30 protein-coding genes are annotated in these 25,823 nt (G+C 70.9%); 20 read left to right on the forward strand and 10 right to left on the reverse strand.

Going from position 1 to position 25,823, the window contains the following annotated elements; translation table 11 throughout:
* Positions 1-6: 6 nt before the first annotated feature.
* The 5 genes from OG488_RS37075 to OG488_RS37095 form a co-directional block, all read right to left on the reverse strand.
* Positions 7-207, reverse strand: coding sequence for a CDGSH iron-sulfur domain-containing protein (locus OG488_RS37075; RefSeq protein WP_329237619.1), 201 nt, complete (start codon positions 205-207; stop codon positions 7-9).
* Positions 191-874, reverse strand: coding sequence for a HemK2/MTQ2 family protein methyltransferase (locus OG488_RS37080; RefSeq protein ID WP_329237620.1), 684 nt, complete (start codon positions 872-874; stop codon positions 191-193). Before OG488_RS37080 ends, OG488_RS37075 begins: the two co-directional genes overlap by 17 nt.
* A gap of 45 nt (positions 875-919) precedes the next feature.
* Positions 920-1,882 carry an iron-containing redox enzyme family protein gene (locus OG488_RS37085; RefSeq protein ID WP_329237622.1) on the reverse strand — a complete coding sequence of 321 codons (963 nt, stop codon included), beginning with the start codon at positions 1,880-1,882 and terminating at the stop codon, positions 920-922.
* 110 nt (positions 1,883-1,992) lie between these two features.
* Positions 1,993-3,012, reverse strand: coding sequence for a PHP domain-containing protein (locus OG488_RS37090; protein WP_329237625.1), 1,020 nt, complete (start codon positions 3,010-3,012; stop codon positions 1,993-1,995).
* Positions 3,013-3,014: 2 nt separating this feature from the next.
* Positions 3,015-3,458 (reverse strand): hypothetical protein, encoded by a 444-nt coding sequence (locus tag OG488_RS37095; protein ID WP_329237627.1) that lies wholly within the window; start codon positions 3,456-3,458, stop codon positions 3,015-3,017.
* Between the two features lie 124 nt (positions 3,459-3,582).
* Between OG488_RS37095 and OG488_RS37100 the strand changes: the two genes are divergently transcribed.
* The 13 genes from OG488_RS37100 (at position 3,583) to OG488_RS37160 (ending at position 12,036) form a co-directional block, all read left to right on the forward strand.
* Complete coding sequence (locus OG488_RS37100; protein WP_329237629.1) at positions 3,583-3,903, forward strand: gas vesicle protein GvpO; 321 nt, start codon at positions 3,583-3,585, stop codon at positions 3,901-3,903.
* A gap of 30 nt (positions 3,904-3,933) precedes the next feature.
* Positions 3,934-4,383, forward strand: coding sequence for a gas vesicle structural protein GvpA (locus OG488_RS37105; RefSeq protein WP_329237633.1), 450 nt, complete (start codon positions 3,934-3,936; stop codon positions 4,381-4,383).
* A 3-nt stretch (positions 4,384-4,386) separates the two neighbouring features.
* A complete protein-coding gene (locus tag OG488_RS37110) occupies positions 4,387-5,136 on the forward strand; it encodes a GvpL/GvpF family gas vesicle protein (RefSeq protein ID WP_329237636.1) in 750 nt (249 codons plus the stop codon).
* 1 nt (position 5,137) lies between these two features.
* Complete coding sequence (locus tag OG488_RS37115; protein WP_329237639.1) at positions 5,138-5,386, forward strand: gas vesicle protein GvpG; 249 nt, start codon at positions 5,138-5,140, stop codon at positions 5,384-5,386.
* A 13-nt stretch (positions 5,387-5,399) separates the two neighbouring features.
* Positions 5,400-6,317, forward strand: a complete 918-nt coding sequence (locus OG488_RS37120) for a histone protein (RefSeq protein WP_329237642.1) — start codon at positions 5,400-5,402, stop codon at positions 6,315-6,317.
* 6 nt (positions 6,318-6,323) lie between these two features.
* Positions 6,324-7,406: an SRPBCC family protein gene (locus OG488_RS37125; RefSeq protein WP_329237644.1), complete on the forward strand. Its 1,083-nt coding sequence runs from the start codon at positions 6,324-6,326 to the stop codon at positions 7,404-7,406.
* Positions 7,403-7,741 carry a gas vesicle protein gene (locus tag OG488_RS37130; RefSeq protein ID WP_329237648.1) on the forward strand — a complete coding sequence of 113 codons (339 nt, stop codon included), beginning with the start codon at positions 7,403-7,405 and terminating at the stop codon, positions 7,739-7,741. Before OG488_RS37125 ends, OG488_RS37130 begins: the two co-directional genes overlap by 4 nt.
* A gap of 24 nt (positions 7,742-7,765) precedes the next feature.
* On the forward strand, positions 7,766-8,590 hold the full coding sequence (locus OG488_RS37135) for a GvpL/GvpF family gas vesicle protein (RefSeq protein ID WP_329237651.1): 825 nt from the start codon (positions 7,766-7,768) through the stop codon (positions 8,588-8,590).
* A 2-nt stretch (positions 8,591-8,592) separates the two neighbouring features.
* The gene (locus OG488_RS37140) at positions 8,593-8,820 is read left to right on the forward strand and encodes a gas vesicle protein (RefSeq protein ID WP_329237654.1); all 228 of its coding nucleotides are present in this window, start codon (positions 8,593-8,595) and stop codon (positions 8,818-8,820) included.
* Entirely contained in the window at positions 8,817-9,113 is a 297-nt protein-coding gene (locus OG488_RS37145; RefSeq protein ID WP_329237657.1) for a gas vesicle protein K, read from the forward strand. Before OG488_RS37140 ends, OG488_RS37145 begins: the two co-directional genes overlap by 4 nt.
* A 126-nt stretch (positions 9,114-9,239) precedes the next feature.
* Positions 9,240-9,395, forward strand: coding sequence for a DUF6131 family protein (locus OG488_RS37150; protein ID WP_329237660.1), 156 nt, complete (start codon positions 9,240-9,242; stop codon positions 9,393-9,395).
* A 107-nt stretch (positions 9,396-9,502) separates the two neighbouring features.
* The gene (locus tag OG488_RS37155; RefSeq protein WP_329237663.1) at positions 9,503-10,177 is read left to right on the forward strand and encodes a lytic polysaccharide monooxygenase auxiliary activity family 9 protein; all 675 of its coding nucleotides are present in this window, start codon (positions 9,503-9,505) and stop codon (positions 10,175-10,177) included.
* A gap of 194 nt (positions 10,178-10,371) precedes the next feature.
* The gene (locus OG488_RS37160; RefSeq protein ID WP_329237666.1) at positions 10,372-12,036 is read left to right on the forward strand and encodes an MFS transporter; all 1,665 of its coding nucleotides are present in this window, start codon (positions 10,372-10,374) and stop codon (positions 12,034-12,036) included.
* Between the two features lie 27 nt (positions 12,037-12,063).
* On the opposite strand, the gene OG488_RS37165 is transcribed toward OG488_RS37160, so the two are convergent.
* The 3 genes from OG488_RS37165 to OG488_RS37175 all read right to left on the reverse strand — a co-directional run bounded on the left by OG488_RS37165 (position 12,064) and on the right by OG488_RS37175 (position 16,915).
* Positions 12,064-12,645, reverse strand: coding sequence for an N-acetylmuramoyl-L-alanine amidase (locus OG488_RS37165; protein ID WP_329237668.1), 582 nt, complete (start codon positions 12,643-12,645; stop codon positions 12,064-12,066).
* Positions 12,646-12,746: 101 nt separating this feature from the next.
* Positions 12,747-14,039: an SWIM zinc finger family protein gene (locus tag OG488_RS37170; RefSeq protein WP_329237671.1), complete on the reverse strand. Its 1,293-nt coding sequence runs from the start codon at positions 14,037-14,039 to the stop codon at positions 12,747-12,749.
* Positions 14,036-16,915: a DEAD/DEAH box helicase gene (locus OG488_RS37175; RefSeq protein ID WP_329237674.1), complete on the reverse strand. Its 2,880-nt coding sequence runs from the start codon at positions 16,913-16,915 to the stop codon at positions 14,036-14,038. Before OG488_RS37175 ends, OG488_RS37170 begins: the two co-directional genes overlap by 4 nt.
* 258 nt (positions 16,916-17,173) lie before the next feature.
* On the opposite strand from OG488_RS37175, the gene OG488_RS37180 reads away from it, so the two are divergent.
* The 3 genes from OG488_RS37180 to OG488_RS37190 all read left to right on the forward strand — a co-directional run bounded on the left by OG488_RS37180 (position 17,174) and on the right by OG488_RS37190 (position 19,068).
* Positions 17,174-18,238, forward strand: coding sequence for a fatty acid desaturase family protein (locus tag OG488_RS37180; RefSeq protein ID WP_329237677.1), 1,065 nt, complete (start codon positions 17,174-17,176; stop codon positions 18,236-18,238).
* 108 nt (positions 18,239-18,346) lie between these two features.
* Positions 18,347-18,529 carry a hypothetical protein gene (locus OG488_RS37185; RefSeq protein ID WP_329237680.1) on the forward strand — a complete coding sequence of 61 codons (183 nt, stop codon included), beginning with the start codon at positions 18,347-18,349 and terminating at the stop codon, positions 18,527-18,529.
* On the forward strand, positions 18,526-19,068 hold the full coding sequence (locus tag OG488_RS37190) for an MOSC domain-containing protein (RefSeq protein WP_329239287.1): 543 nt from the start codon (positions 18,526-18,528) through the stop codon (positions 19,066-19,068). The genes OG488_RS37185 and OG488_RS37190 overlap by 4 nt, the downstream gene beginning before the upstream one ends.
* 40 nt (positions 19,069-19,108) lie before the next feature.
* Here the strand turns inward: OG488_RS37190 and OG488_RS37195 are convergent, their stop codons facing one another.
* Positions 19,109-19,978 carry a hypothetical protein gene (locus OG488_RS37195; protein ID WP_443074262.1) on the reverse strand — a complete coding sequence of 290 codons (870 nt, stop codon included), beginning with the start codon at positions 19,976-19,978 and terminating at the stop codon, positions 19,109-19,111.
* Between the two features lie 197 nt (positions 19,979-20,175).
* Here OG488_RS37195 and OG488_RS37200 point away from each other — a divergent pair, with 197 nt between their 5' ends.
* Entirely contained in the window at positions 20,176-21,081 is a 906-nt protein-coding gene (locus OG488_RS37200) for an oxygenase MpaB family protein (protein WP_329237686.1), read from the forward strand.
* Positions 21,082-21,105: 24 nt separating this feature from the next.
* Here OG488_RS37200 and OG488_RS37205 read toward each other — a convergent pair whose 3' ends face one another.
* Complete coding sequence (locus OG488_RS37205; RefSeq protein WP_329237688.1) at positions 21,106-21,705, reverse strand: class I SAM-dependent methyltransferase; 600 nt, start codon at positions 21,703-21,705, stop codon at positions 21,106-21,108.
* 197 nt (positions 21,706-21,902) lie between these two features.
* Here OG488_RS37205 and OG488_RS37210 point away from each other — a divergent pair, with 197 nt between their 5' ends.
* From OG488_RS37210 to OG488_RS37220, 3 genes are all read left to right on the forward strand, one after another.
* On the forward strand, positions 21,903-22,688 hold the full coding sequence (locus tag OG488_RS37210; protein WP_329237690.1) for an MHYT domain-containing protein: 786 nt from the start codon (positions 21,903-21,905) through the stop codon (positions 22,686-22,688).
* Between the two features lie 75 nt (positions 22,689-22,763).
* Positions 22,764-25,337 (forward strand): sensor histidine kinase, encoded by a 2,574-nt coding sequence (locus tag OG488_RS37215; protein ID WP_329237692.1) that lies wholly within the window; start codon positions 22,764-22,766, stop codon positions 25,335-25,337.
* Positions 25,334-25,771, forward strand: coding sequence for a roadblock/LC7 domain-containing protein (locus tag OG488_RS37220; RefSeq protein ID WP_329237695.1), 438 nt, complete (start codon positions 25,334-25,336; stop codon positions 25,769-25,771). Before OG488_RS37215 ends, OG488_RS37220 begins: the two co-directional genes overlap by 4 nt.
* The last annotated feature ends 52 nt before the right edge of the window (positions 25,772-25,823 follow it).

Below are 25,823 nucleotides of genomic sequence, written 5' to 3' on the forward strand. Positions count from 1 at the left end.
GCGGCGTCAGTCCCGTGAACGGCGCCGGTGGCTCGTGTCGCACCACGGGTACATCCGGCTGCGCCGGCACATGCAGATGGCCACGACGAACCGGTCGGAGACGGCCACACTGCCGTCCGCGCAGGTCACTTCCACCGGTCCTTCGACGAGCAGCGGACCCTCGTCGCCGAGCGTGACCCGGCAGGGCTGTTCAGGCTTGCTCGGCACGGATCACCACCAGTTCCTCCGCGGTCTCTCCCCGGTCCACCAGCCCCGTCTCCCGCAGCCAGCTCAGTCTGGAGCGCAGAACGGGTCCCAGCGGGACCAGGGCCCGGTCACTCACCCGGGCCCGCAGCCCCGCGTCGGCGAGCCTCCGCAGGGTCATTTCGCTGTCGCAGAGGCCGGAGTGCACGAGCAGGAGGCGGCCACCGGGACGCAGTGCGGCCGGGGCCGTCTCACAGACCCGGTCGAGGATCGCCCGGCCGTCGGATCCCGCCTCCCAGGCCCGAGCCGCGCCGTGCCCGGGAAGCCGTCCCACGGGCGACGGCACGTACGGCGGGTTGCAGATCACGAGGTCGTAGGACCGGCCCGGCAGCGCCGAGAACAGGTCGCTGCGCCGCACGCTGATACGCCGGCGGTGGATCAACGCGTTGAGCCGGGCGGTCATGACGGCCCGGCGTGCGATGTCCACGGCGGTCACCCGCGCCCCCACGCGCGCCGCGTGCAGGGCGAGCGCTCCGCTGCCGGTGCCGACATCCAGGACCTCGGTGCCCGGCCCGATGTCCTCCCGGTTCAGGGCGGCCATGAGCAGGCGGGTGTCGTGCTGGGGCGCGTACACCCCGGGGAGGGTCATCAACCGGGTGGGACGGGTGTCCTGTGCCACGTCTGCTGACATCTGGGGTTCCCTTCGATGCTGGTCCGGTGGGTGCGGTCGGGCGGGTCAGGACCGCCAGTCCGCCAGCAGCCGGTCTCCGAGCCGGTCCTCGAGGAACGAGGTGGCACCGATGCCGAACGCGACGTCGTCCGCCAGGGCGGGTTCGTCGTCGAGCAGACCGCCGATCACGTCGCGGCGCACCACCTGTTCGTGGACCGCGTCGGCTTCGACGTGCTCGGTGTAGAAGAACTCCGCGGCCGGACCCGCTCCCGTGCGCTTCATGGCGTGGGCGAGACGGCGGGACGCGGGGGAGGAGGTGATCTCGACGGCGGCGAAATGGCCCACCAGCGCTCCGCGCAGCCTGCGGTGCAGGCCGAACATCGACATCAGGTTCACCAGGGCCAGCATGGACGCGCGGCCGTCGTCCAGGTAGCGGCCGTACGTGGTGTCGAGGCCCAGATCGGTCATCAGATCGGCGAACAGCTGGGCGTGCACACGGTCCGCGCGTCCCGCGCCGAACTCGTCGTACTCGATCGCCGCCATGCCCGCCTTGGCGCGGCCGCTGAGCCGGGGAAGCACCCAGGCGTGCGGGTCGGCCTCCTTGAGGTGGTAGAGCGAACGCTGCATCGCGTAGTCACGCAGATGGCGCAACTCGCCCCGCTCCTGGAGGAACCAGGAGACACCGGATCCGTGGACGGGTTCCACCAGGAGACCGTCCAGGACCTCGTCGAGGCCCGAGGCCACCGGGGTATCCCGCCGCAGGGCCGTCAGGAAGCGGTCCTCCAGCGCGGCGCGCACCGCCAGCAGCGGGGGATCCCACTCCAGCTCGGGGCGTACTCCGGCGAATCCTCGGTAGTGCAGCTCGTAACAGACGTAGAGGGCGAGCTGGAGGTCCTCGCCGTAGGGTTCCGCAGTCCCCGCGGCCCCAGGATCCGGCAGGGCGCCGTCGCCCCGCAAGTAGTGGGTCACACCTGCGGAGAGCACCCCGCGGGACTGCGGTAGGGAAGGGCCTGTGCGCTGAGCTGACATGGCGTTCCTCCTGCCCCGGCAAGCCCCGGAGTCACGTGGACAACCGTGATCGACTGTACGCCGGACGGCGGGGTCCGGCGCGTCCTCGCAGGCGCACCCGGGGAACGGGCCTACGCGCGCGCCTTCTCCGTCGTCCAGCGCAGGAGCCGGTCCACGGGCCACGTGGTGACGACCCGCTCGACGGGCACTCCGCACTCCTCCGCCCGGGCACAGCCGTAGGCCTGCCAGTCCAGCTGACCCGGAGCATGCGCGTCCGTGTCGATGGAGAACAGAGCCCCCGACGCGACGGCCCGGCGGAGGAGACCGCGCGGCGGATCGAGCCGCTCCGGGCGGCAGTTGATCTCCACCGCCGTGCCCGCCTCGGCGCACGCGGCGAAGACCCGCTCGGCATCGAACTCGGACTGAGGCCGTGTCTTCCCGCCGAGGAGCCTTCCCGTGCAGTGCCCCAGGACGTCCGCGTGCGGGCTGCGCACGGCCGCCAGCATCCGCTCCGTCATCGCGGCCCTGTCCATGCGCAGCTTCGAGTGGACCGAGACGACCACCACGTCGAGTCGTTCCAGCACCTCCGGGTCCTGGTCGAGGGAACCGTCGGCGAGGATGTCGCACTCGATCCCGGTGAGCAGACGGAAGGGCGCCCACTGCTCGTTGAGCTCCGCCACGAGGGCCAACTGCTCGAGCAGGCGCTCGGTCGAGAGCCCGTTGGCCACGGTCAGCCTCGGGGAGTGGTCCGTGAGCACCGCCCACTCGTGGCCCAGCTCGATCGCCGTCCGGCCCATCTCGGCGATGGGGCTGCCTCCGTCGGACCAGTCCGAGTGCAGGTGGCAGTCGCCCCGGAGGGCCGCGAGGAGCGTCTCACCGCCCGAGGCCAACGGTGCCGACGCCTCCGCCTCCAACGACGCGAGATACGCGGGCGTCGCACCCCCGACGGCCTCACGGATCACCTTGGCCGTCTTGGGCCCGATGCCGCGCACGGTCTCCAGCGAGCCGTGCGCCACCCGATCGGCCACCTCCCGGCCGGCCATGCCGCCGATCGTGTCCGCCGCCGTGCGGAAGGCCTTCACCCGGTACGTGGCCGCCTGCGACCGCTCCAGAAGGAACGCGATCCGCCGCAGGGCCGCTGCCGGATCCATGATCAGGGCCTGGCCGTGTGCTGGGGGTGCCCGTGCGTCCGGCGGGCTTCCTTCATCTCCGCCTCGTAGACGTGGCGCCGCCCACCCAGGAGCTCCTGCCGGACCCGCCGCTCGACCTCGACGAACGGCCGGTAGTACGTGTCGTCGTAGGCCTCCACGATCTGGAAGGTCCACCGGCCGGGGATCACGTTGCGGCCGAGGATCTCCCGCTCCACCAGATCGGCCTGCTCCGTGTGGCCACCCATACGGAGCAGTTCGAGCGCGCGGTCGAGGGCGAGGTCCGCGCCGCCCGTGAGCTGATGGAACCCGTAGAGCTGCCCCCGGGCGCGCTCCACCGTCTCCAGCGCCTCCGACAGCGCCCCGAGTGCCTCGACGGTCGTGTCGCCGGCCCCGGGCGGCCGTACGTGGTCTGCGTCAGGCCCATCGGGGCCGCGGCTCTCACTCATGTCTACGACTGTGCACAGGTCCCCGGAGCGGCGTCCCGCCGGAACGCCGAAAGGGTGAGCGGCCTCCCGTCCCGCGCTCCCTCGTCGAGATGCGGCCGAGCCGATCCTGATCAGACTGGGTCCCATGGCAGAGAATCGTCGTGCTCGGACCGGGCACACAGCGAAAACGGCAGCTCCCCGTCCCTCGTCCCGACGCGGCCCCGAGCACGCTGCCCGTGCTGCCTGCGAAAGCCTGGAAAGGCTGATCTGCCACCCCGCGGAGGGAGTGTCGGCCGTACGGCGGAAGGACGACGGATGGTGCGTCGTCGTCGACGTGCTGGAAGTGGCCCGCATCCCGGACACCACGAGCCTGCTGGCCTCGTACGAGGTGCAGCTCGACGAGCAGGGCGAGCTCATGGAGTACAGCAGGGTCCGCCGCTACCGGCGTGGCTCCGCCGACGAATGACCGTTTCGCCCCCACCCGGAAGGACGCTCCATGACCACGACCATGTACGCCGACGAAGTAGCCCCGTGCCCGCCCAGGGCGGGCACGCTCTACGACGTCCTGGAACTCATCCTCGACCGGGGCATGGTCATCGACATCTTCGTCAGGGTGTCGCTGGTCGGCATCGAGATCCTCAAGATAGACGCGCGCATCGTCGTCGCGAGCGTGGACACCTACCTGCGCTTCGCCGAGGCGTGCAACCGGCTCGACCTGGAGCGCGATTCGGGCAGCACCACCATCCCCGAACTGCTCGGCGGAGGTGTCGCCAAGTCGGTCGGCAAGCGCAAGGTGCGCAAGGCGGCGGAGTCCGTCGGGGACACCGTCCGCAAGGCGGTGGGCAGCGGTGACGACGACGAGGACGACGAGCAGGAGGAGCGTCCGAAGAAGCGCCGGGCACCGGCGCGCGACGGTTCGAGCCGGCGCCGACGCGTGGAGGCGTGAGCCGTGACCGAGAACGGCGTCTACGTCTACGCGATCCTTCCGGCGGCAGATTCGCTCCCGGCCGGCGCCGTCGGTGTGGGGGGTCCCCCGGCCGAACTGCGGCTGGTCGGCGCCGGACAGGTGACCGCTGTCGTGAGCGACGCACCGCCACGACTGCGCGCACGGCGGAGGGACCTGATGGCACACCAGGATCTTCTGCTCCTCCTTTCGGACGGCGGCCCCGTGCTGCCCATGCGGTTCGGCACGGTCGCACCGGACGAGGCGTCGGTCCGCGCCCAGTTGGCTGGATCGGAGCCCGACCACGTCGAGGCGCTCCGCCACCTCGACCGCAGCGTGGAGATCAACATCAAGGCGCTCCCCGCCCAGGACGCACTCGCGGCCGTCGTCACCGAGGAGAAGAACGTACGGCGCCTGCGCGAGGAAGTCCGCAGACGCCCCACCTACGAGGCGAACGTCCGACTCGGTGAGGCCGTGGCCACAGCGCTGTCGCGCAGGGCGGCCGATGCGGGCCAGAAGCTCCTGCGCAAGCTCACGCCCCTGGCCCGTGCGGTCGCTGCCGGGCCGGAGGTGCAAGGGTGCGCGCTCAACGTCTCCTTCCTCGTCGAACAGCAGGGGAGCGATGAGTTCCTCGCGACCGCGCGCCGGTTCGCCGGCACGCACAGGGAGCACGTCGAGCTGCGTGTCGCGGGGCCGTTGCCCTGCTACAGCTTCGTCCCCTCCCGCGGTCCGCTGCGAACGGGCGCGGGGGTCTGACATGGGACTGTTCAGCGGCCTTCTCCTGCTGCCCCTGGCACCGGTCCGCGGAGTGATCTGGGTGGCGGAGAAGGCGAACGACGCCGCCGAACGTGAGCTGCACGACCCGGGCGTGATCCGGGCGCAGCTCGCCGCGCTGAATCAGGAGCTCGAGAACGGCGACGTCAGCCTGGAGGAGTTCGAACGGGAGGAGGAGGAACTGCTCGACCGGCTGCACGCCGTACGCGTCCGCCCCGCGCCGAACCACTGAAGGTGACTCACTCATGGAAGAACAGACGAAGGTGACGCTCGCAGCAGCTCTGGTGGGCGGATACGTACTCGGCCGGACCAAGAAAGGCCGCCTGGCGCTCTCCGTAGCGACCTATCTGGCAGGCAGGCGCTTCGGTCTGGAACCCCGCCAGCTCGCCGCCGAAGGCATGCGACGGCTGGGCGAGATGCCGCAGTTCGCGGAATTGCAGGACCAGCTGAAGGGCGAGGTCCTCGACTCCGGCCGCAAGGCACTCACGGCGGCGGCCGATCGAGGCATGAACTCACTGGCCGACGCCATCAGCGACCGGACGGCGCGGCTCGGGCAGCCCGCGGAGGAAGACGAAGAGGACGAGGAGAACGAGGAGTACGAGGGCGAGTACGACGACGAAGAGCCCGAGTACGAGGACGAGGACGAGGAGTACGAAGAGGACGAGGAACCGGAGGACGAGGAAGAAGAGGAAACGGACGACGAGGACGAGGACGAGGACGAGGACGAAGAAGAGGAAGAGGGGGAGGAGGACGAGAACGAGCCGGAGGAGCCGGAGGAGCCGGAGGAGCCGCGTTCGGGCGGTCGCCGGACCGGTAAGAAGGCGGCGGCGAAGAAGCAGCCGGCTGCCAAGAAGGCTCCTGCGAAGAAGGCGCCGGCGAAGAAGGCCGCGGCGAAGAAGAGCCCGGAGAAGAAGTCTGCACCGGCCAAGAAGACCGCGGCCAAGAAGACCGCGGCCAAGAAGTCCGCACCGGCCAAGAAGTCCGCCCCGGCGAAGAAGGCGGCTGCCAAGAAGTCGGCACCGGCGAAGAAGTCCGCAGCTCGGAAGGCACCGGCCAAGAAGTCGGCACCGGCCAAGAAGTCGTCGGCCAGGAAGTCCACTCCGGCGAAGAAGACGACGTCATCGAAGCGAGCCGCGTCCCAGCGCGGCGAACGGCGGAGGTAGGCAGCCATGGCCAGGACGGACAAGGACGAACCAGAGGCGGAGGAGTCCGGCATCGACCGTCTCCGCGGGGAGCTCACCGGCTTCCTCGGCGCGCAGTCGGAGCGGCTCGCGCAGAAGGCCGGTGACAAGCTGACAGGACTCACCGGCCAGCTCACGGACATCGCCGAGAACGGCGGATCGCTTCCGTCGATCGCCTCCCGCGTCATGCAGGGCGAATCACCCGTGAAGGCCTTCGTCTCGGAGAAGGCCGGGAGCGTCAAGGACAAAGTCGTGGACAAGGCCAAGGAAGCATTCGGGGGTGGGAAGGGCAAGAGCAAGTCCAGCGGAGGCAAGTCCATGAACATCATCGAGGTCCTCGATGTCGGAGTGCCCCTGCGTACCGCGTACGACCACTGGACGGCGTACGACGAGTTCAGCAGCTTCACGAAGGGCGTCCAGAGCGTCTCGATGGGGGACGAGGAGACGGAGAGCGACTGGAAGGTCAAGATCGGTCCCTCCTCCCGCAGCTTCAAGGCGACGGTCCAGGAGCAGGTCCCCGATGACCGCATCGTGTGGACCTCCGAGGGGGCCAAGGGATCCACGCGCGGATGTGTCAGCTTCCACGAACTGGCGCCGAGCCTCACCAGGATCGTGCTGGTGGTGGAGTACTACCCCGCGGGGTTCTTCGAGAAGACGGGAAACCTGTGGCGGGTGCAGGGACGCCGCATGCGGCTCGACTTCAAACTCTTCCAGCGGTTCGTCACGCTCACCGACGAGGAGCCCGAAGGCTGGCGCGGTGAGATCCGCGACGGCGAAGTCGTGGAGACGCACGAGGACGCCATGGAGAGGGAGGAAGCCGAGAACGAGGAGTCCGACGACTCCGAGTACGAGGACGGGGAGGAGCCCGAGGACGAGGAGGAAGCCGAGGACTCCGAGCCCGAGGACGAAGAGGACGACGAGGAACCCGAAGACGATTACGAGGACGAGGAAGAGCCCGAAGAAGAAGAGGAAGAGGACGAAGTAGAGCCCGAGGAAGAAGAGGAGCCGGAGGAGGAAGAGGAAGAAGAAGCCGCCCCCCGGAAGCGACGTTCGCGGAGGGCCTCGAGGTGACCGATCTCGACCTGGGGCGTGACGGGTACCAGTACCCGGTTCCGGGACCGGCGAACACGAACCTCGCCGACATCCTCGAACGCGTCCTGGACAAAGGCATCGTCATCGCGGGCGACATCAAGATCGACCTCCTCGACATCGAACTGCTCACCATCCGGCTCCGCCTGTTCGTGGCGTCGGTGGACACCGCCAAGAAGGCGGGGATCGACTGGTGGGAGACGGATCCCGCGCTGAGTTCGCGTGCGGCCCGGAACTCCCTCCAGGACGAGAACCGCGAACTGCGCGAGCGTCTCGAGGCGCTCGAGGCGAAGACGGACGAGACCTCGGACCGGTGACGGACGAAAGGAGCATCGAGCAACATGACGGAGCGGGGACCAGGACAGCCCTCGGACGAGAGCGCCGTGTACGTATTCGCGGTGTGCGAAGCCCCGGACCCGGCGGCGTTCGCCGGGCTGCCGGGCGTCGCGGCCGGTGAGCCGCTGAGACGTCTGCGGTGCGGCGCCCTGACCGCGATCGTCCAGACCGTCAGGGCGGCGGACTTCACCGACGAGGTGTGGCAGGCCCGCGTGGCCGACCGGAGCGAGCTCGAACGCTACGCACGCGCGCACCACGACGTGGTGTCGGCGGTGGCGGCGTCGTGCCCCACCGTCCCGCTCCCGCTCGCCACGCTCTACCACGGCGAGGCGCGGGCGCGGCAGTCGCTCCTCGACGAATCCGAGCGCTTCCGCGCCGCACTGGAACGCACCGCGGGCCATGCCGAATGGGGGGTCAAGGTCTACGCGGCCGAACCCCCGGAGTCGGCACCGGACCCGGAGCCGGTGCCCCTGCGGCCGGACAGAGCCGCCCGGGGCACCCGCCCGGCGCCCGGAGCCGGGCTCGCCTACCTCGAACGCAAGCGAGGAGTGCAGGCGCGGCGCGAACAGAGGCACGAGGAAGCCCTCCGGGTCGCCGAGACGGTGGACGCCGGATTCCAGGACCTCGCCGCCGCCGGCCGCCGACTGCGGTTGCACGCTTCCGTGCCCGAGGAGAACGGCCGCGTCCAGGTGCTCAACGCCACGTACCTGGTGGCGGAGCATCTGGAGGCCGACATCGAGGCGCTCACCCGGACGCTGCGGGACGGGACCGGTGCCCGGATCGAGATCTCCGGTCCCTGGGTGCCGTACTCGTTCGTCGGAGAGGTGTAGAGATGGTGCGTGACGTGGTGCCCTGGGACAACCCGGAGCCTCTGAGCGGCCCCATCGGGGTGCCGCTCGTCGACCTGCTGGACCGGGTTCTTGCGACGGGCGTGGTGATCAGCGGTGATCTGGTCATCGCGATCGCGGACGTTCCGCTCGTGAGGCTCTCGCTCCATGCCCTGCTCTCCTCCGTCAACGAACGTGTCCCGGCCCCCTGGGCGGACGGAGGCCCGTTGTGACGACCACGCGACTCGACACGACCACGCGACTCGACGTCGACTCGGACCAGTTGGGGCGCGATCTCGTGGCCCTCGTGCTGACCGTCGTCGAACTGCTGCGGCAGCTGATGGAGCGACAGGCCATCCGCCGTATCGACCAGGGGGACCTCACCGACGGTCAGGTGGACGAGATCGGGACCACGCTCATGCTGCTGGACGAGAGGATGGCGGAACTCTGTGAGCAGCACGGGGTGCGTCCGGAAGACCTCAATCTGGACCTGGGGCCGCTCGGGTCTCTCCTGCCGCGTGATTGACGTAGACCGGGACGCACGTGCGCACCAGCAACAAAAAGGTCCTGACATCGGCCTCGGAGGCCTACCAGGCATATGCTCATATATACCCCGATCGATCGGGGTAGGGTGCCGTGAGTGGAGGCTGTCATGATCATCATTGGGGCCATTCTTCTGATTCTCGGTCTGGTGACCGGTCTCGGTGTCCTGTGGACCATCGGAATCATCCTGCTCGTCATCGGGCTCGCCCTCTGGATCCTGGGGGCCGTGGGGCACGCGGTCGGGGGGCGCCGTCACTACTGGTGACACCGCTCGGAGGGTTTGAGGGGGGAGTGGCGGGGCAAAGCCCAAGTGGCGCGGGAGCGCTCCCACGCCGGTGGATCCCCCCACCTCCCCGAAAAGGAGACCGGACCATGAATTGTCATGATCGCGTCAGTTTACGTGCGAGTGGACTGGCTCTGCGCCTCTTCGGCGTCCTCCTCGCCTTCCTCCTCTGCCTCCTCCCGTGGACGGGCACCGCGAACGCCCACGGTTCCGTCGTCGACCCGGCCTCCCGCAACTACGGCTGCTGGCTGCGCTGGGGCGATGACTTCCAGAACCCCGCCATGGAGCAGGAGGACCCCATGTGCTGGCAGGCCTGGCAGGCCGACCCCAACGCCATGTGGAACTGGAACGGGCTGTACCGCAACGGCTCGGGCGGTAACTTCCCGGCTGCCGTGCCCGACGGTCAGCTGTGCAGCGGCGGCCGGACGGAGAGCGGCCGGTACAACGCCCTCGACACCGTCGGCGCCTGGAAGACCACGGACATCACCGGCGACTTCACCGTGAAGCTGTACGACCAGGCCAGTCACGGTGCGGACTACTTCCGGGTGTACGTCAGCAAGGAGGGCTTCGACCCCGCCACGGAGGCGCTGGCCTGGAGCGATCTCCAGCTGGTCGCCGAGACCGGCAGTTACGCCCCCAGCCAGAACTACGAGATCCCCGTGACCACCTCCGGCCTCAGCGGCCGTCATGTGGTCTACACGATCTGGCAGGCGTCGCACATGGACCAGACCTACTTCCTCTGCAGCGACGTGAACTTCACCTGATGCCGGCTGCCCGGAGCTGAAGGCTGATCGCGTCCCGTCCCGCCGGCCGCACCCTGTCCGGCGGGACCGCGAGCGGTTGACCAGGAGGCCTTCGTGACCTCGGCCGGTGATCGATTGGCGTGCCTGTCCGGTCCGTCCTAACGTCGATGAGTGAATGTTTCTGTTCACCGCTGACTCGTATGGCACGTATCGCTATGACAGATTCCCGAGCGAAGTCCGCGCCGGTTGCCGAATCCCCGAAGCGGGGCCGCGGCAACGGGATCGCGCTGCTCATCATCGCCTCGTGCCAGTTGATGGTGGTTCTCGACATCACCATCGTGAACATCGCTCTGCCGCACATCCAGACGTCCCTCGGGTTCTCGACCGAGAGCCTGTCGTGGGTCATCAACGCCTACACCCTGACGTTCGGCGGGCTGCTCCTGCTCGGTGGGCGGCTGGGTGACATCCTCGGACGCCGGAGGGTCTTCGTCTTCGGCGTCCTGCTCTTCGTGCTGGCGTCCTTGCTGGGCGGGCTCTCGCAGGAGTCCTGGCAGTTGCTGGCCGCGCGTGCGTTGCAGGGCGTCGGTGGCGCGATCGCCTCGCCGACCGCCCTCTCCCTCATCACCACGACCTTCGACGAGGGCCCCGCGCGCAACCGGGCGTTCGGCGTGTTCGCGGCGGTCTCGGCGGGCGGAAGCGCGATCGGACTGCTCGCCGGCGGTGTGCTCGTGGAGTGGCTCGACTGGCGGTGGGTGCTCTTCGTCAACGTGCCCATCGGCCTGCTGATCGCCTTCGCGACACCGCGCTTCATCAAGGAATCCGAACGCCACCCCGGCCACTTCGATGTGCTCGGCGCGCTCACGTCCACGCTGGGGATGGTGCTGCTCGTCTACGGCTTCATCCGGGCGTCCGAGGACGGCTGGAGCGACGTCGTGACCATCGGGGCATTCGTCGCCGCCGTGGTGTTCCTCCTCGCCTTCCTGGCCGTCGAACGCGGATCGAAGCAACCCATCACACCTCTGCGCATGTTCCGGGACCGCAATCGTGCCGGGACCTACGGGATGATGCTGAGCCTCGCCGCGGCCATGTTCGGGATGTTCTTCTTCCTGACGCTCTTCGTGCAGAACATCCTTGATTTCAGCCCGCTGCAGGCCGGACTGGCCTTCCTGCCGGTGAGCGTGATCATCGCGATCAGCGCGGGACTGGCCTCCCAACTACTGCCCAGGTGGGGGCCCAAACCCTTCATGGTGGTCGGTGCGCTCTTCGCCGCTGCGGGGCTCGGCTGGCTGACCCGTACCGACATCGACAGCACCTACCTCGGAAGCATCCTCGGCCCTGTGCTGGTCTTCGGCTTCGGCATGGGCATGCAGTTCGTCTCGCTGACGCTGATGGCGGTGTCGGGGGTGGCGTCGAGGGAGGCGGGGGCCGCGTCGGGAGTCCTCAACGCCACCCAGCAGGTGGGCGGTTCCCTGGGGCTGTCCATCCTGGTCACCGTGTTCGGCACGGCCAGCCGCAACGAGGCGACGGACCAGATACCCCGGTTCATGGCCGAGGCGACCCCGGCCCAGCAGCTCGAATTCCGCAGGACGGGAGAGCTCCCCTCGCCGTGGGGCGACCAGGTGCTGGCCTCGGGCGTCTCCAGTGCCTTCGTCGCCGCGGCGGTCTTCGCCGTCGTGGCCGCGCTGATCGCCGTCCTCGTCATCCAGGTCCGCTCCTCCGACCTGGAACGCCTGCGGGGCGGCGGCGCCATGGCGACGCCGATGGTGGACGACGACACCGCGGAGGGCCCGGCCGGTCACGAGCGTGCGGAAGGGGTGCGCGACGCCGGAATGCCGACACGTGAACGAGGTGGAGGCGACGGGTCCGCGCCCCCTGGCTAGGGTGTGCCGCTCATCGGCGGACAGGTCTCAGGCCAGGTTGACGAGACGGATGTAGCGCACCCAGTCCCAGTGGGGACCCGGATCGGTGTGGTCGCTTCCCGGCACTTCGTGGTGGCCGATGATGTGCGCGCGGTCCTTGGGCAGGCCGTAGCGGTCACAGATGTCCGCGGTGAGCTTCGCCGAACGCGCGTACATCGTGTGGGTGAAGTAGGCGGGCTGGTCGATCCAGCCCTCGTGCTCGATACCGATGCTGCGGGTGTTGTGGTCCCAGCTCCCCGCGTGCCAGGCGATGTCCCGTTCCCGCACGCACTGGGCGACGAATCCGTCGCCCGAGCGCACCACGTAGTGGGCGGACACCTCCTTGGCCGGATTCCGGAAGATGCCGACCGTCTGCGAGAACGTCTGCTGGGCGACGTGGATGACGACCAGGTCGACAGGACGCTCCGAAGAACGTCTCGACGGCGTGCAGTTGGACTCCGACGCCGGAAACCACTGTGCGCCCCCGTAGTCGGTCTCCGCCGGGGGAGCGGCCACGGCCCGGACGGACGCGGGAAGGAGCGCCGCGGCGGCCGTGACCGCGGCGCCCTGAAGAATCCGCCTGCGCTGCATCAGCACTCCTGTGCGTGGGACGTGGTCCGGTCTACGGCTCACACGCGCCGCCCCACCGTACGGTTCCGCGCAGGCGCGGAACCGCGCGTGACGTCCCGCCCTCAGGTGCCGGACAGGACCCCGGCCAGTGCTGCCCCGGGGTCGTCCTCCGCCGGTCCGGCGGGGAGCCACCGGCCCGCTTCCTGGATGTACGGCCACCACCGCCCGTCGCGTCCGAGCCGCAGCTGCGTACCGGAACCGACCAGCGTCCAGCGGTTTCCGGCCGCCCGGAGCCGGGGCCCCTCGCCTTCCTCCCATGCCGCGGCGAGCTGCGCCAGGGCCCGGGCGAGCATCTCCGGGTCCGGCAGCCACTCCTCGTCGCACACCGCGAGCGCGGCCGCCCCGCCGTACCGCCAGGCCCGTACCGCGGCGTCCAGCCCGGCCGGCCCGCGACCGGACGCCGTTGCCAGCCGCGCCGTGACGTGGGTGCCGGCCCTGCTGCCGGCGGCCAGCCGCACCGCGTCCTGCTCGGGCGTCAGCTCCGCTGCCGGGGGCTGCTGTCCGTGGCGCGCGCCGAGTGCGTCCGCCAGCATCGCGAACGCCCGCACGGCGCTGTCCGCCGCCAGGAACTCCAGCGCGGCAGCGTCGATTCCGGCCTCCGGATCCCACTCCGCGTCCAGCGACGGCGGCAGGCCCGGCTCCGCGGGCAGGGGTGGGGGAGGCGGAAGGGGCGGCAGGATGTCCCGGGCCGCGAAGGCCTCGTCCGCCCGCACGCCCTGCCGCGACGGGCTGTCGGCGAGGTCCTCCGCCGGAGCCGCGTCGTCGGACCCGCGGCCCGCTCGCGCCGTACTGCGCGCCTGCAGTTCGTCGAGCAGCCGCCGCTCGTCACGGCCCCGCAACAGCAGCAGTACGAAGGGGTCCTCGTCGAGCAGCCGCGCGACCTGGTAGCAGAGGGCGCCCGTATGCGGGCAGTGGTCCCACGCGTCGCAGCTGCACTCGGGCTCCAGGTCGCCGATCCCGGGCAGCAGTTCGAGCCCGGCCGCGGCCGCGTCCTCCACCAGGTGCGGCGGCATCTCACGGTCGAGCAGGGCCGCGATGTGCCCGGACCGTTCGGACGCCATGTCCAGGAAGCGGTCCCAGTCCTCCTCGCTCAGCTCCTGGAGCAGCACGTCACTGCGGTACGCCGACGAGTCGCGGTCCTGCACGACCGCGGTGAGCCGGCCGGGCCGGACCGACACCGCGCCGACTCCGCCCTCCCGGGCCAGTCTCCGCCCCTTCTTCAGCTGCGCGCCGTCGAGTGCCGTGTCCTCCAGCGCCTTCAGCCAGGCCCGGCCCCACCAGGACGAGGCGAAGGCGCGGCCCTGTGCGGGCGGGAGGGGCGCGAACGTACGCTCCGGCTCGTGACCCTCGTTCATCGTGCAGCCCCTCGCAGCTCGACCAGCTCGGCCAGTTCGGCATCGCTCAACTCGCTCAGCGCGGCCTCGCCCCCGCCGAGCACCGCGTCGGCCAGACCCTGTTTCCGCGTCAGCATGGCAGCGATGCGGTCCTCCACGGTGCCCTCGGCGATCAGCCGGTGCACCTGCACCGGCTGCGTCTGCCCGATCCGGTAGGCACGGTCCGTGGCCTGAGCCTCCACGGCCGGATTCCACCAGCGGTCGAAGTGCACGACATGGCCGGCGCGGGTGAGGTTGAGCCCCGTGCCCGCGGCCTTGAGCGAGAGCAGGAACACCGGCGCCTCGCCCGCCTGGAAGCGGTTCACCATGGCCTCCCGCTCGGGGACCGGGGTGCCGCCGTGCAGGAACTGGGTGCGGATTCCGCGCGCCGCCAGGTGCTGTTCCAGCAGGCGTGCCATCTGCACGTACTGGGTGAAGACCAGCACGGCGGCCCCCTCGGCGAGGATCGTGTCGAGCAGTTCGTCCAGCAGTTCCACCTTGCCCGACCGGTCCACGATCCGTGGCTGCTCCTCCTTGAGGTACTGCGCCGGGTGGTTGCAGATCTGCTTGAGCGCCGTCAGCAGCTTCATGACCAGCCCGCGCCGTGCGAAGCCGTCCGCGCCGGTGATCTCCTCGAGCGTCTCGCGCACCACCGCCTCGTACAGGCCGGTCTGCTCCGCCGTGAGCGAGACGGTGCGGTCGGTCTCCGTCTTCGGGGGGAGCTCCGGCGCGATACCCGGATCGGATTTGCACCGGCGCAGGAGGAACGGGCGGACCAGTGAGGCGAGCCGCTCGGCAGCTGCGGGGTCGCTGCCGCCTTCCACCGCGCTCGCGTAGCGGGTGCGGAACGTCCCGAGCCGGCCGAGCAGCCCCGGGGTCGTCCAGTCGAGGATCGCCCACAGCTCGGAGAGGTTGTTCTCCACCGGAGTGCCCGTCAGGGCGACGCGGGCCCGCGCTCCGATGGTGCGCAGCCCGCGGGCGGTCGCCGAACGCGGGTTCTTGACGTGCTGCGCCTCGTCGGCCACGACCATGCCCCAGGACGCCTGCGCCAGCCGCGCGGCGTCGAGACGCATCGTGCCGTACGTGGTGAGGACGAACTCGCCGTCGGCCAGGCCCTCCAGTGAGCGGGACGCGCCGTGGAAGCGGCGTACCGGTGTGCCGGGTGCGAACCTCTCGATCTCCCGCTGCCAGTTGCCCATCAGGGAGGTCGGACACACCACGAGTGTGGGTCCCGCGGCCGATCCGACGCCCTGCCGGTGCAGATGGAGGGCGATCAGCGTGATGGTCTTGCCCAGTCCCATGTCGTCGGCTAGGCAGCAGCCCAGGCCGAGCGACGTCATGGTGTGCAGCCAGTTCAGGCCACGCAGTTGGTAGTCGCGCAGCGTCGCGTCCAGCGCCTCCGGCTGTCCGACCGCGCGGTGTTCAGCCGACTCCGGGTCGGCGATCCGTGCCCGCAGCTGCTCGAGCCAGCCCGTGGCGGCCACCTGCACCCGGCGTCCGCCGATGTCGGTGGTCCCGGTCAGCACGGCACCCAGTGCGTCGATGGGCGTGACCGTGCGGTCCTGGGTCCCGCGGGCCCGTCCCGCGTCCTCGGGGTCGATGAGCACCCACTGGTCACGGAGTCTGACCAGTGGTCTTCCCGCTTCGGCGAGCCGGTCGAGCTCCTCCCTGCTCAGCTGTCTGTCGCCCAGCGCGAACCGCCAGTCGAACGCGAGCACGGAGTCGGCCGACAGGAAGGACGGTGTGTCCGACCCGGTTCGGCGGGCCGTCCCGGCGCCGTCGTCCCGCGGGCCGATCACCGCTCGCGTGGTGAGTCTCCTCGCCAGCTCCTTGGGCCAGTGCACCTGGACACCCGTCGCCGCCAGTGCCCTCGCGGCGGAGCCCAGCAACTCCGTGATCTCCTCGTCGGCCGGCTCGACCGCGTCCGGGACGGCGGCCGACAGGAGAGGGGCCAACGGGGGCCAGGCCCGCGCGGCGCGCCGCAGCGCGAGCAGGGCGTCCATCCGGGCACGCGGACCGAACAGCGACGCGGCGGGGGAGCGGTCGGCCCACACATCGGCCGCGTCGGCGACCAGAGCGGGATCCTGGACGCTGTGGATCTGGAGGACCGCACGGAACGAGGGAGCGGGCCCGGTGCCGTCCGCCCCCTCCGCGTCGGTGAGTCCTGAGACCTCGACGCGCAGGGAGAGCCGCACACCGGCATCGTGACCGGCGGCGACATCGGCCGCCCAGGGGCGCAGCCCGGGGCGGTGCTGTGCGGCGTGCGAGGTGAACACCGGTGTGCCGGTGACGGTTTCGGCCGCGGGCGTACGGGGCATGCCGTCCACCACCGCGTCGAGGAACGACCGCAGCAGCGGCTCGGGATCGGCCAGCAGCACCGGGCCGTCCGCCCCTTCGGCTTCGAGCGGCACCGCGTGGGCCTCGGGAGGCATGGAGGCCGCAAGGACCTGGATCCGCTCCAGATCGTCAGCGGTGAGCGGGCCGGCCCGCCAGGCGTCCCGGTCCGTCGGGCTCAGTCCCGGCAGCAGCAGTCCTCGCGCGACGAGTTGGAGCGCGAGGACCCCGGCCGTGCCCCAGAACGCGGTGGACGGGGAAGCCAGCGTGTCCGCGCGCGCCCGTGTGAGGACCGGCAGCGCCTCCCTCACCGGCATCAGCAACGCCGGGACCGGGTACGTGCTGCCGTCGGTCGCGGCGACCGTCAGTTCCGTCGGACTCCCTGGATCGAGGGGAGGGGTGCTACCGTCCGCATTCCAGAACGCGATCAGGCCGGTACGGGCCGGATCCGCGGGGAGGAAGACTGCGGAGCAGCGGGACAGTTCGGTGATCTCGTTGAGCGTTGCCGCAGGGAGCCTGTGCACAGCGATGTCAGATTCCTCAAATTTGACTAGTGAGCCCGGGGTCGCCGAGGGTACTCCACCCGCGGCCCGTTCCGGGAGAGATGCGCAGTGATCCACCTCACTCGTCTCTGCCTTCTGAAGCCTGGGGTACAGCCCGCACCACCATCGGACACGGGGGAATCCCCCCGTACGGCCGGGGTGATGGCGCCATGGCTGCCGCAGGCCCGCCATCCGTACGTTTGACGAGGTCAGCGCAGATGCCCAGAAACCGGAGACGTCATGCCCCAGGCGGTAGAAGCCACCGTTGCGCCGAACACCCGCGACGGATCGGAGAGTCCGGCCGGCCCGCCGCCTCCCGGAAGTGATTTCGCACCACTCCTGAAGACCGTCAAGGGTCAGGGTCTCCTCGAACGGCGCACCGGCTGGTACGCGGCGGGCATCGCCGCGAACCTGACCGCTCTCGGCGTCGTGATCGGCGGCATGGTGATGCTCGGCGACACCTGGTGGAACCTGTTCCTCGCCGTGCCGCTGGCCGTTCTCTGGACCCGTACGGCCTTCTTCGGACACGACGCCGGCCATGCCCAGATAACCGGGGACCGCAAGGCGGGCCGGGCGCTCGGCCTCGTGCACGCGAACCTCCTCCTCGGGATGAACGAGGCCTGGTGGAACGACAAGCACGTACGTCACCACGCCAACCCGAACCACGTAGACAAGGACCCCGACGTCGGGGTCGGCGCCCTGGTCTGGACCCAGAAGCAGGCCGCTCAGCGCGAGGGCTTCTCCCGCTGGCTCACCCGCAACCAGGCGCGTCTCTTCTTCCCGATGCTGCTCCTCGAAGGCATCGCCCTCAAGATCTACGGCTTCCAGTTCCTGCGCCGTCAGCCCGTCCGTGAGCGCACGCTCTCCGGCATCCTGCTGTCCGGGCACCTCGCGCTGTACGCGACGCTGCTCCTGACCGTCATGTCCCCGGGCAAGGCCGTCGTCTTCGCCCTCGTGCACCACGCGCTCTTCGGCCTCCACCTGGGCATGGCCTTCGCTCCGAACCACAAGGGCATGGAGATGCCCGACCCCGACGGCGACCGCTGGGGGCATCTGCAGCGCCAGGTCCTCACCTCGCGCAACGTGCGTGGGGCCGTCCTCACCGACTGGCTGCTCGGCGGGCTCAACTACCAGATCGAGCACCACCTCTTCCCGAGCATGCCCCGGCCCCACCTGCGACTGGCGCAACCCCTGGTCAAGGCGCACTGCGCGTCCATCGGGATGCCGTACGCGGAGACGGGCATCATCGAGTCCTACCGTCAGGCCCTGCAACACATGCACGAGGTCGGAGAGCCGCTCCGCTAGGACCTCCGCCCGGCGGCCCGCAGGATGCCGCCGCGCGGCTGGAACCGACAGGGGACCACAGGCGTTCTCCCATCAGGAGCGGCTCCGGCCGCGGAGGAGGCACGGATCATGTCGAACGGTGCAAAGATCGCCATCGGGGGAGTCGTCGCGGCAGTCGTCCTGATTCCGTTCATCGGATTCTGGTGGTCGCTGCTGGTCCTCATCGGCGTACCCACGGTGGGGTACCTCATGCTCGACCCCGCACAGCGACGCAGGCTCCGCAGGATCAGTCGTAAGGAGATAGGGCGCTGAACAGCACGGTCACCGCGGTCAGCAGCAACGGCGAGTACTCCTTCACCAAGCCCAACCGGGACAGCGTGACGCTGCTGGCCGGGCTCGGGGTGGAGGGTGACGTCCATGCCGGGGTCACGGTCAAGCACCGCTCCCGGGTCGCCCAGGACCCGACGCAGCCCAACCTGCGTCAGGTCCACCTCATGCACCAGGAACTGTTCGCCGAGCTGGGGGCGGCGGGGTTCGAGGTCATGCCGGGCGATCTCGGGGAGAACATCACCACGAGCGGGATCGATCTCCTCGCCCTCCCTGTGGGGACCCTGCTCCACCTGGGCGACGAGGCCGTCGTCGAGGTGACCGGCCTGCGGAATCCGTGCCTGCAGATCGACCACTTCCAGGACGGCCTGCTCAAGCAGGTCGTCGGCCGGGCGGACGACGGCACCGTCGTCCGCAGGGCGGGAATCATGGGCATCGTCACGACCGGCGGAACCGTACGGCCCGGTGACACGGTCAGGGCAGAGCTGCCCGCCGAACCGCACCGCCCCCTTGAGCGCGTGTAGGACACACGGGGCGAGCCTCGGACCGCGTGGGCACGCGCGGTCAGGACGGCCGTACGGCCAGCTCGTCGAGCGACTTCAGCAGCCCCGGGAGCTCGGGGCCGCGGCCGACCGGCATGACCTCGCCCGGCTCCTCGTCCAGGAGGACGAAGGCGATGTCGTCCGTCCTGGCCACCAGGGACCAGCCGGGGCCGTCGGCCCGCAGCGTCCGTGCCCCGCCAGGGGCGAAGGCGGAGCGGATCCGGCCGGGCGGAGGCGGAGAGCTGACGTACTCCCGGGCCGCTGCGAGCGCCTTGCGCACACCGGGGTGCTGTCCGGAACCCGTGGACCCGGCGGAGCTCCCGGCGTCCGCCGTCGCCGCACCGTCCCGAGCCGGCTCCCCGGGGCTGCCGAACGCCGTCTCGTCGTCGATCTGTCCGCGCCACGCGGCCCACTGGAGAGCTATCTCGTCCGCCCCGAGCCGCCGCTGCGGAGCGCCCCAGACCTCGGTGTCCGGCGGAGTCAGCGGATCGGGGCCCTCACCGTCGGGATCGGGCAACGGGTCGTGCGGCTCGGGGACCCCGGGCGCGGAGACCGCGAGCGCGAGCGGCCACCCCGGCAACGCGCACACCACCGAGCGGTCGTCGGGGGAGAGGTCGTACTCCATCCCGCAGTCCCACGAGGCGATGGCGACGGCCACCAGCGAGACGTCCTCGACGACGACGGTCCAACGGGCGCCCCCGCTGTCCTGGCCGAGCACGAGGCCGTACCCCTCGGCGTACGGCTCGAGGCCGAGCGCGGCACACGCGGCCACGTAGTCGTCGCCCAGCACGCTGGGGAACTGCGCGGGGGTCAGCAGCACCGCGGTCAGCACAAACAGCGCGTCGTCATCGGCGACCGTGTCGTCCGTCCCTGCCACAGCACCCACCCTCATTCCAGATCAGATCGCTTGAGCCGTCGGCGCACCTTAACTACTCGGTAACCCTGTCGTCGAGGCCCTGACAAGGGATAACGGCCAGGTAACCGGAGATCACGACCGGCCGCGAGGGTACGCTTCGGGACCCCTCGTGCCGTGGTGCTGTTCCGTCCGTCACCCGTAGGGTGGTGAGCCCGGCCGACGAGGGGGACAGCATGGTGGAACGGTACGCACGGCTGAAGGAGATCCAGCGCCTCGACCCGGAGCGGGACTTCCTGGAGATCTACCGCCTCACCGTGACGTACGAATTCCCCTGGGACATCACCCGCGCCCTCGAACTCGCCCTGTACCGCACCTACGCGGTCCCCAGCATCGGCCGACTGCTGGCGGAGACGGGCGAACTGACGGAACGTTCACAGAAGAGGTACGACGACACCGCACTCCTTCTCGACGCCGTGGTCGAGCACGGCTTCGACAGCGAGGACGGCCGCACGGCCGTCCGTCGGATCAACCGGATGCACCGCAGTTACGACATCAGCAACGACGACATGCGCTATGTGCTGTGCACCTTCGTCGTCACGCCCAAGCGCTGGCTCGACACCTACGGCTGGCGCAGGCTGTCCGGCCACGAGCAGCGCGCCTTCGCGGCGTACTACCGCACGCTCGGTGCCCGCATGGGCATCCAGGACGTGCCGCGGACGTACGAGGACTTCGAGCACGCGCTGGACGCCTACGAGGACGAGCACTTCGGCTGGGACGAAGGCGCACGCGCCGTCTCCGACGCCACCCTGGACCTGATGGGCTCCTGGTACCCGCGGCCGCTCGCCCCCGTCGTACGCAAGGCGACCCTCGCCCTGCTCGACGACGCGCTGCTGCGGGCGTTCCGGTACGGGCGGCCGGGCCCGGCCGCCCGGGCGCTGACCCGCGGCGCACTGCGCCTGAGGGCACGTGCCGTACGGTTCATGCCGCCGCGTACCAGGGCCCATCACGCCCGGCAGAACCCCGAGATCAAGGGGTACCCGGAGGGCTACGAGGTCGCCCGGCTCGGCACGTTCCCCACCCCGGGCGTGTGGGGATGTCCCGTACCGCGCGGACGGACGCCGGACGCCTCGGCCGAGTGAGGGCGAGCGGGCACCGGCGACCGCTCAGCCGTTCCGCACGGCCAGCACCAGGAATCGGCTGTCCTCGTCGGTGTACGTGTCCATCCGCCATCCCGCATCGGCCAGCAGCGGCGCGAGACGGGGCTCGGCCCTGAGATCGTCGTCGGAGAGGTCCCGGCCGTGCCGTGAGGCCAGCGCGGCACGCCCGACGGGGTGGAAGAGGGCGAGCCGGCCACCCGGGCGCACCACGCGCGCCAGCTCTTCGAGCCCTCGCGCCGGGTGCGGGAGATGAGAGACCAGGCCGGCGGCGAAGACGGCGTCCAGGGCTCCGGCGCGCAGGGGGAGCTGCCCGACATCGGCCAGGAGCAGCGCGCCGCTCGTTCCTCGTCCCGCGCGCAGCGCAGCGTCCAGCATGGCGGGTGTCAGGTCGGCGCCCAGCACCGTCCCACCGGGGCCGACCGCCGTCCGCAGGGCCGGCAGGGCACGTCCCATGCCGCAGCCCGCGTCGAGCACGGCGCCCCCGGGACGCAGCCTCAGCTCGTCGACGGCGGCGGCGTAGGCGGGGCCGTCATCGGGGAAACGGCTGTCCCAGCCCGCCGCCCGCGGGGTGAAGAAGTCTTGGACGTGCGTGTGGTCGTCGGCCATGGGGACATGATCGCTCAGTCCGCACCCGAGCGAAACGACGCGCGTGGGTGCACACGTTCGAACTCTGCAAACGACGCGATACGGTGCACACGTTCGAACCCTGCCCGATCGTTCGGGAACATCTCTCTGTCATATCCCAGCACCTTTCGGAATGCGCCCCTGGTATGCGCTCCGGAGCGGGCTAGCGTCCCGGACCCATGGGACACCTGGACCACGCCACCTTCGGCTGGCTGACACCCGTGCTGTCGTACGCGATGGCATCGATCGGCGCCGCTCTCGGACTGCGCTGCACCGTGCGCGCACTCGGTACCCACGGCCGTTCGCGCCGCAACTGGCTCCTCACGGCCGCCTCCGCGCTCGGCACCGGCATCTGGACGATGCATTTCGTCGCCATGCTCGGATTCGGTGTCACCGGCACCGACATCCGCTACGACGTGCCGCTCACCCTGCTCAGCCTGCTGGTCGCCATGCTGGTGGTGGGGGCGGGAGTCTTCACGGTCGGCTACAGCCGCGACCGCTCGCGGGCCCTGCTCGCCGGCGGTCTCACCACCGGCCTCGGCGTCGCCAGCATGCACTACCTGGGCATGGCCGCCCTGCGCCTCCACGGCACGGTCACCTATGACCCGATGCTGGTCGGGGTGTCGGTGACCATCGCCGTCATCGCGGCCACCGCGGCTCTGTGGGCCGCACTGAACATCAAGTCGCCGGGGGCGGTGGCGCTCGCGTCGCTGGTCATGGGAGCGGCGGTGAGCAGCATGCACTACACGGGCATGCTGGCCGTCGGTGTCCGGGTCGCACCCTCGGGATCCGCCCTGCCCGGCGCGACGGTGATGCAGTTCATCTTTCCCCTCGCCGTCGGCCTCGGGTCGTACCTCTTCCTCACCTCGGCGTTCGTCGCGCTTTCTCCGGCAGCCCGGGAACGTCCCTCCGAAACGCCCGTCGCGGCCTTCGACGACAAGTCCGCGAGGGCGGCGACCCCCTGAGGAACGCCGGACCACGGCCCCCCTGTCGTACAGAGCATTCGGGGCACAGAGCTCCCCACCCGGAACGAGGAGGCCATGCGCAGACCCCGCACGACGACCCCGGACCCCGGTGCACACGCCGACGGGCCGGTGACACCGCCGCGCGGCAGGCGCGCACACGCAGGACGGCCCGCCGACGAAGGCCCAGGGCACGACGCACAGCCGCCCGGGCAGGGTGGGCGGGGGAGGTCCCTGCGCCCCCGGACGGTACGGGCGAAGATCATCTCGCTGCTGATGGTGCCCGTCGTCTCCCTCCTCGCCCTCTGGGGGTTCGCCACCGTCACCACGGCCCAGGACGTGGCGCGCCTGCGCGAGGTCCAGCGCGTGGACGGAGCGGTGCGCGCTCCGGTCACCTCGGCCGTGGGCGCCCTCCAGAGCGAACGCACGGCGGCGCTCCGCCAACTGGCGGATCCCGGCGCCGACCACGTGGCCGCACTGAAGGACCGGGCCGCACGGACGGACGCCGCGCTCGAAGCCCTCCGCCTGGACGACGACCACACCGTCGCCGACGCGGGCATCCTTCCCGCGGGGGCGGCCGCCCGGCTCGGCGCCTTCCTGGACCGTGCGGAGCAGTTGGGCGCCCTGCGCACCCGGCTCCTGGACCCGCCCCGGAAAGAGACCGGCACGACCTCGGCCACGGACGCCGGGACCCGCACCGCGTTCACGGAGTACACCGAGACCATCACCGCGGCCTTCGGTGTCTCCGGGGCCCTGACCGGCACCCAGGACGCAGAGACCGGCTCCGAGTCCCGCGTCCAGCTCGAACTGGCCCGGAGCGGGGAGATGCTGGCACGCGAGGAGACGCTGCTGGCGTCGGCCGCACCGGCCGGCACGCTCGAAGGGGAACAGCTCCGTCTGTTCACCGGGGCCGTGGCGACCCGCCGGACGCTGGCCGCAGCGTCCGGCGGCGACCTTCCGGCCGCCGGGCGCGAGGCCTGGAGGGCCCTCGGCGAACGCGGCGCCTACCGGCGGCTCACCGCGGCCGAGGACGCGGTGCTGGCAGCACCGCCGGGCCGCCGCGCGGCGAAGGCGGTGCCCGCCACCTGGGAGCGGGACGCGGCGGCGGTACGCACGGCGCTGCGAGCCATCGAGACGGGTGCCGGTGACCGGGCGGCCGACCCGGCGGGCCCCTTCGCACGCGCGCTCCTCAGCCCTGCCGGTGCGGCCGTCCTCCTCGGATTCCTCGCCGTCGCCGCCTCACTGGTGATCTCCGTGCGGATCGGCCGTGCGCTCGTCGTCGAACTCGTCGGTCTCCGCGACACCGCGCTGGAGATCGCGTGGCGCAAACTGCCCCATGCCATGCGGCGGCTGCGCGCGGGCGAGGAGATCGACGTGCGGGCCGAGACCCCGGCCGGGCGTGCGTCCCACGACGAGATCGGTCAGGTGGGCGAAGCCCTGGACACCGTGCACCGCGCGGCCCTCGACGCCGCGGTCGAGCGCGCCGAACTCGCCAGCGGCATCTCCGGGGTATTCGTCAACCTGGCCCGCCGCAGCCAGGTCCTCGTCCACCGCCAGCTCGCCCTCCTCGACGGTATGGAGCGCCGTGCCGACGACCCGGGCGAACTCGGTGACCTGTTCCGCCTCGACCACCTCACGACCCGGATGAGGCGGCATGCGGAGAGCCTGATCATCCTCTCCGGCGCCGCCCCCGGACGCGCCTGGCGGGTGCCCGTACCGCTGACCGACGTCGTACGCGCCGCGGTCTCGGAGATCGAGGACTACGCGCGCGTGGAGGTACGCGCGCTGCCGGACGCCGGTGTGAAGGGCGCGGCCGTGGCCGACCTCACCCACCTGCTGGCCGAACTCGTCGAGAACGCCGCGCAGTTCTCGCCGCCCCACACCAAGGTGCGGATCAGCGGAGAGCCCGTGGGCAACGGATACGCCCTCGAGATCGAGGACCGTGGGCTCGGCATGGGCAAGGAACTTCTCGACGAGGCCAACCGGCGCATCGAGCAGTCCGAGACCCTCGATCTCTTCGACAGCGACCGGCTCGGCCTCTTCGTCGTCAGCAGACTCTCCGCCCGCCACCACGTCAAGGTGCAGTTGCGCACCTCCGCCTACGGAGGGACCACCGCGGTGGTCCTGCTGCCGACCGCGTGCCTCCAGGCCGGGCTCCCGGAAGGCCGGCCCGTCGGCACGGCGGACGCCGCGGCCGGCTCGACGACCGTGGCCAGGGACGACATGGGCCCGGGGCACGGTGCCTGCCCGCACCCGCGTCCCCCCGCGTTCCCCGCCCCGGTCGCCGTACCGGCCCTCGAACCGAGTACGGAATCCGGCGGACGGACGGGACCCCGGCCGGGCACGGCCCCCGTGAAGACCCTCCACCGGCGGGCGGCTTCCGCGGAGGAGGACGGAGAGCTCCCCCGTCGCGTGCGGCAGGCCAGCCTCGTACCGCAACTGCGCGAGCAGCCGCGCAGGGAGGAGGACGAGCACCACGCCGCCGGGTCCGCGCCCGCGGTGGGGCGTACCCCCGAGCAGGCACGCGACCGCATGACCGCCTACCGGGACGGATGGGTCCGCGGCGGCGGGGCGGTGCCCGGGAGAACCCCCAGCGCACGCTCCGCACCCGCATCCCTCTTCCGCCGGTACACCGAAGGAGACCAGACATGATCGTGAACGAGAGGCCCGGAAGGGCTTCCCGAGGCTCCGGCGAGCTCGACTGGCTGCTGGACGATCTCGTCGCACGGATCGCCGACATCCGGCATGCCGTCGTGCTGAGCAACGACGGCCTCGCCGTCGGCGCGTCCCACGCCCTGAGCCGTGAGGACGCCGAGCACCTCGCTGCCGTGGCATCGGGCTTCAACAGCCTGGCGAAGGGCGCGGGGCGGCACTTCGGAGCCGGGGGCGTACGTCAGACGATGGTCGAGATGGACGACGGCTTCCTGTTCGTGGCCGCCGCGGGGGACGGCTCCTGCCTCACCGTGCTGAGCATGGCCCTCGCGGACATCGGCCTCGTTGCCTACGAGATGGCACGCCTGGTGAAGCGGGTCGGCGAACACCTCGCCTCCCCGGTGAGGCTCGCCGGACCACCGGCGACGGGCTGAGGACGGGCACGTGCGGATGCAAGAGGGCGGAGTGTCGCCGGGACGCCCGGAG

The organism is Streptomyces sp. NBC_01460 (assembly GCF_036227405.1).
In the GTDB taxonomy this organism is placed as follows: Bacteria; Actinomycetota; Actinomycetes; order Streptomycetales; family Streptomycetaceae; genus Streptomyces.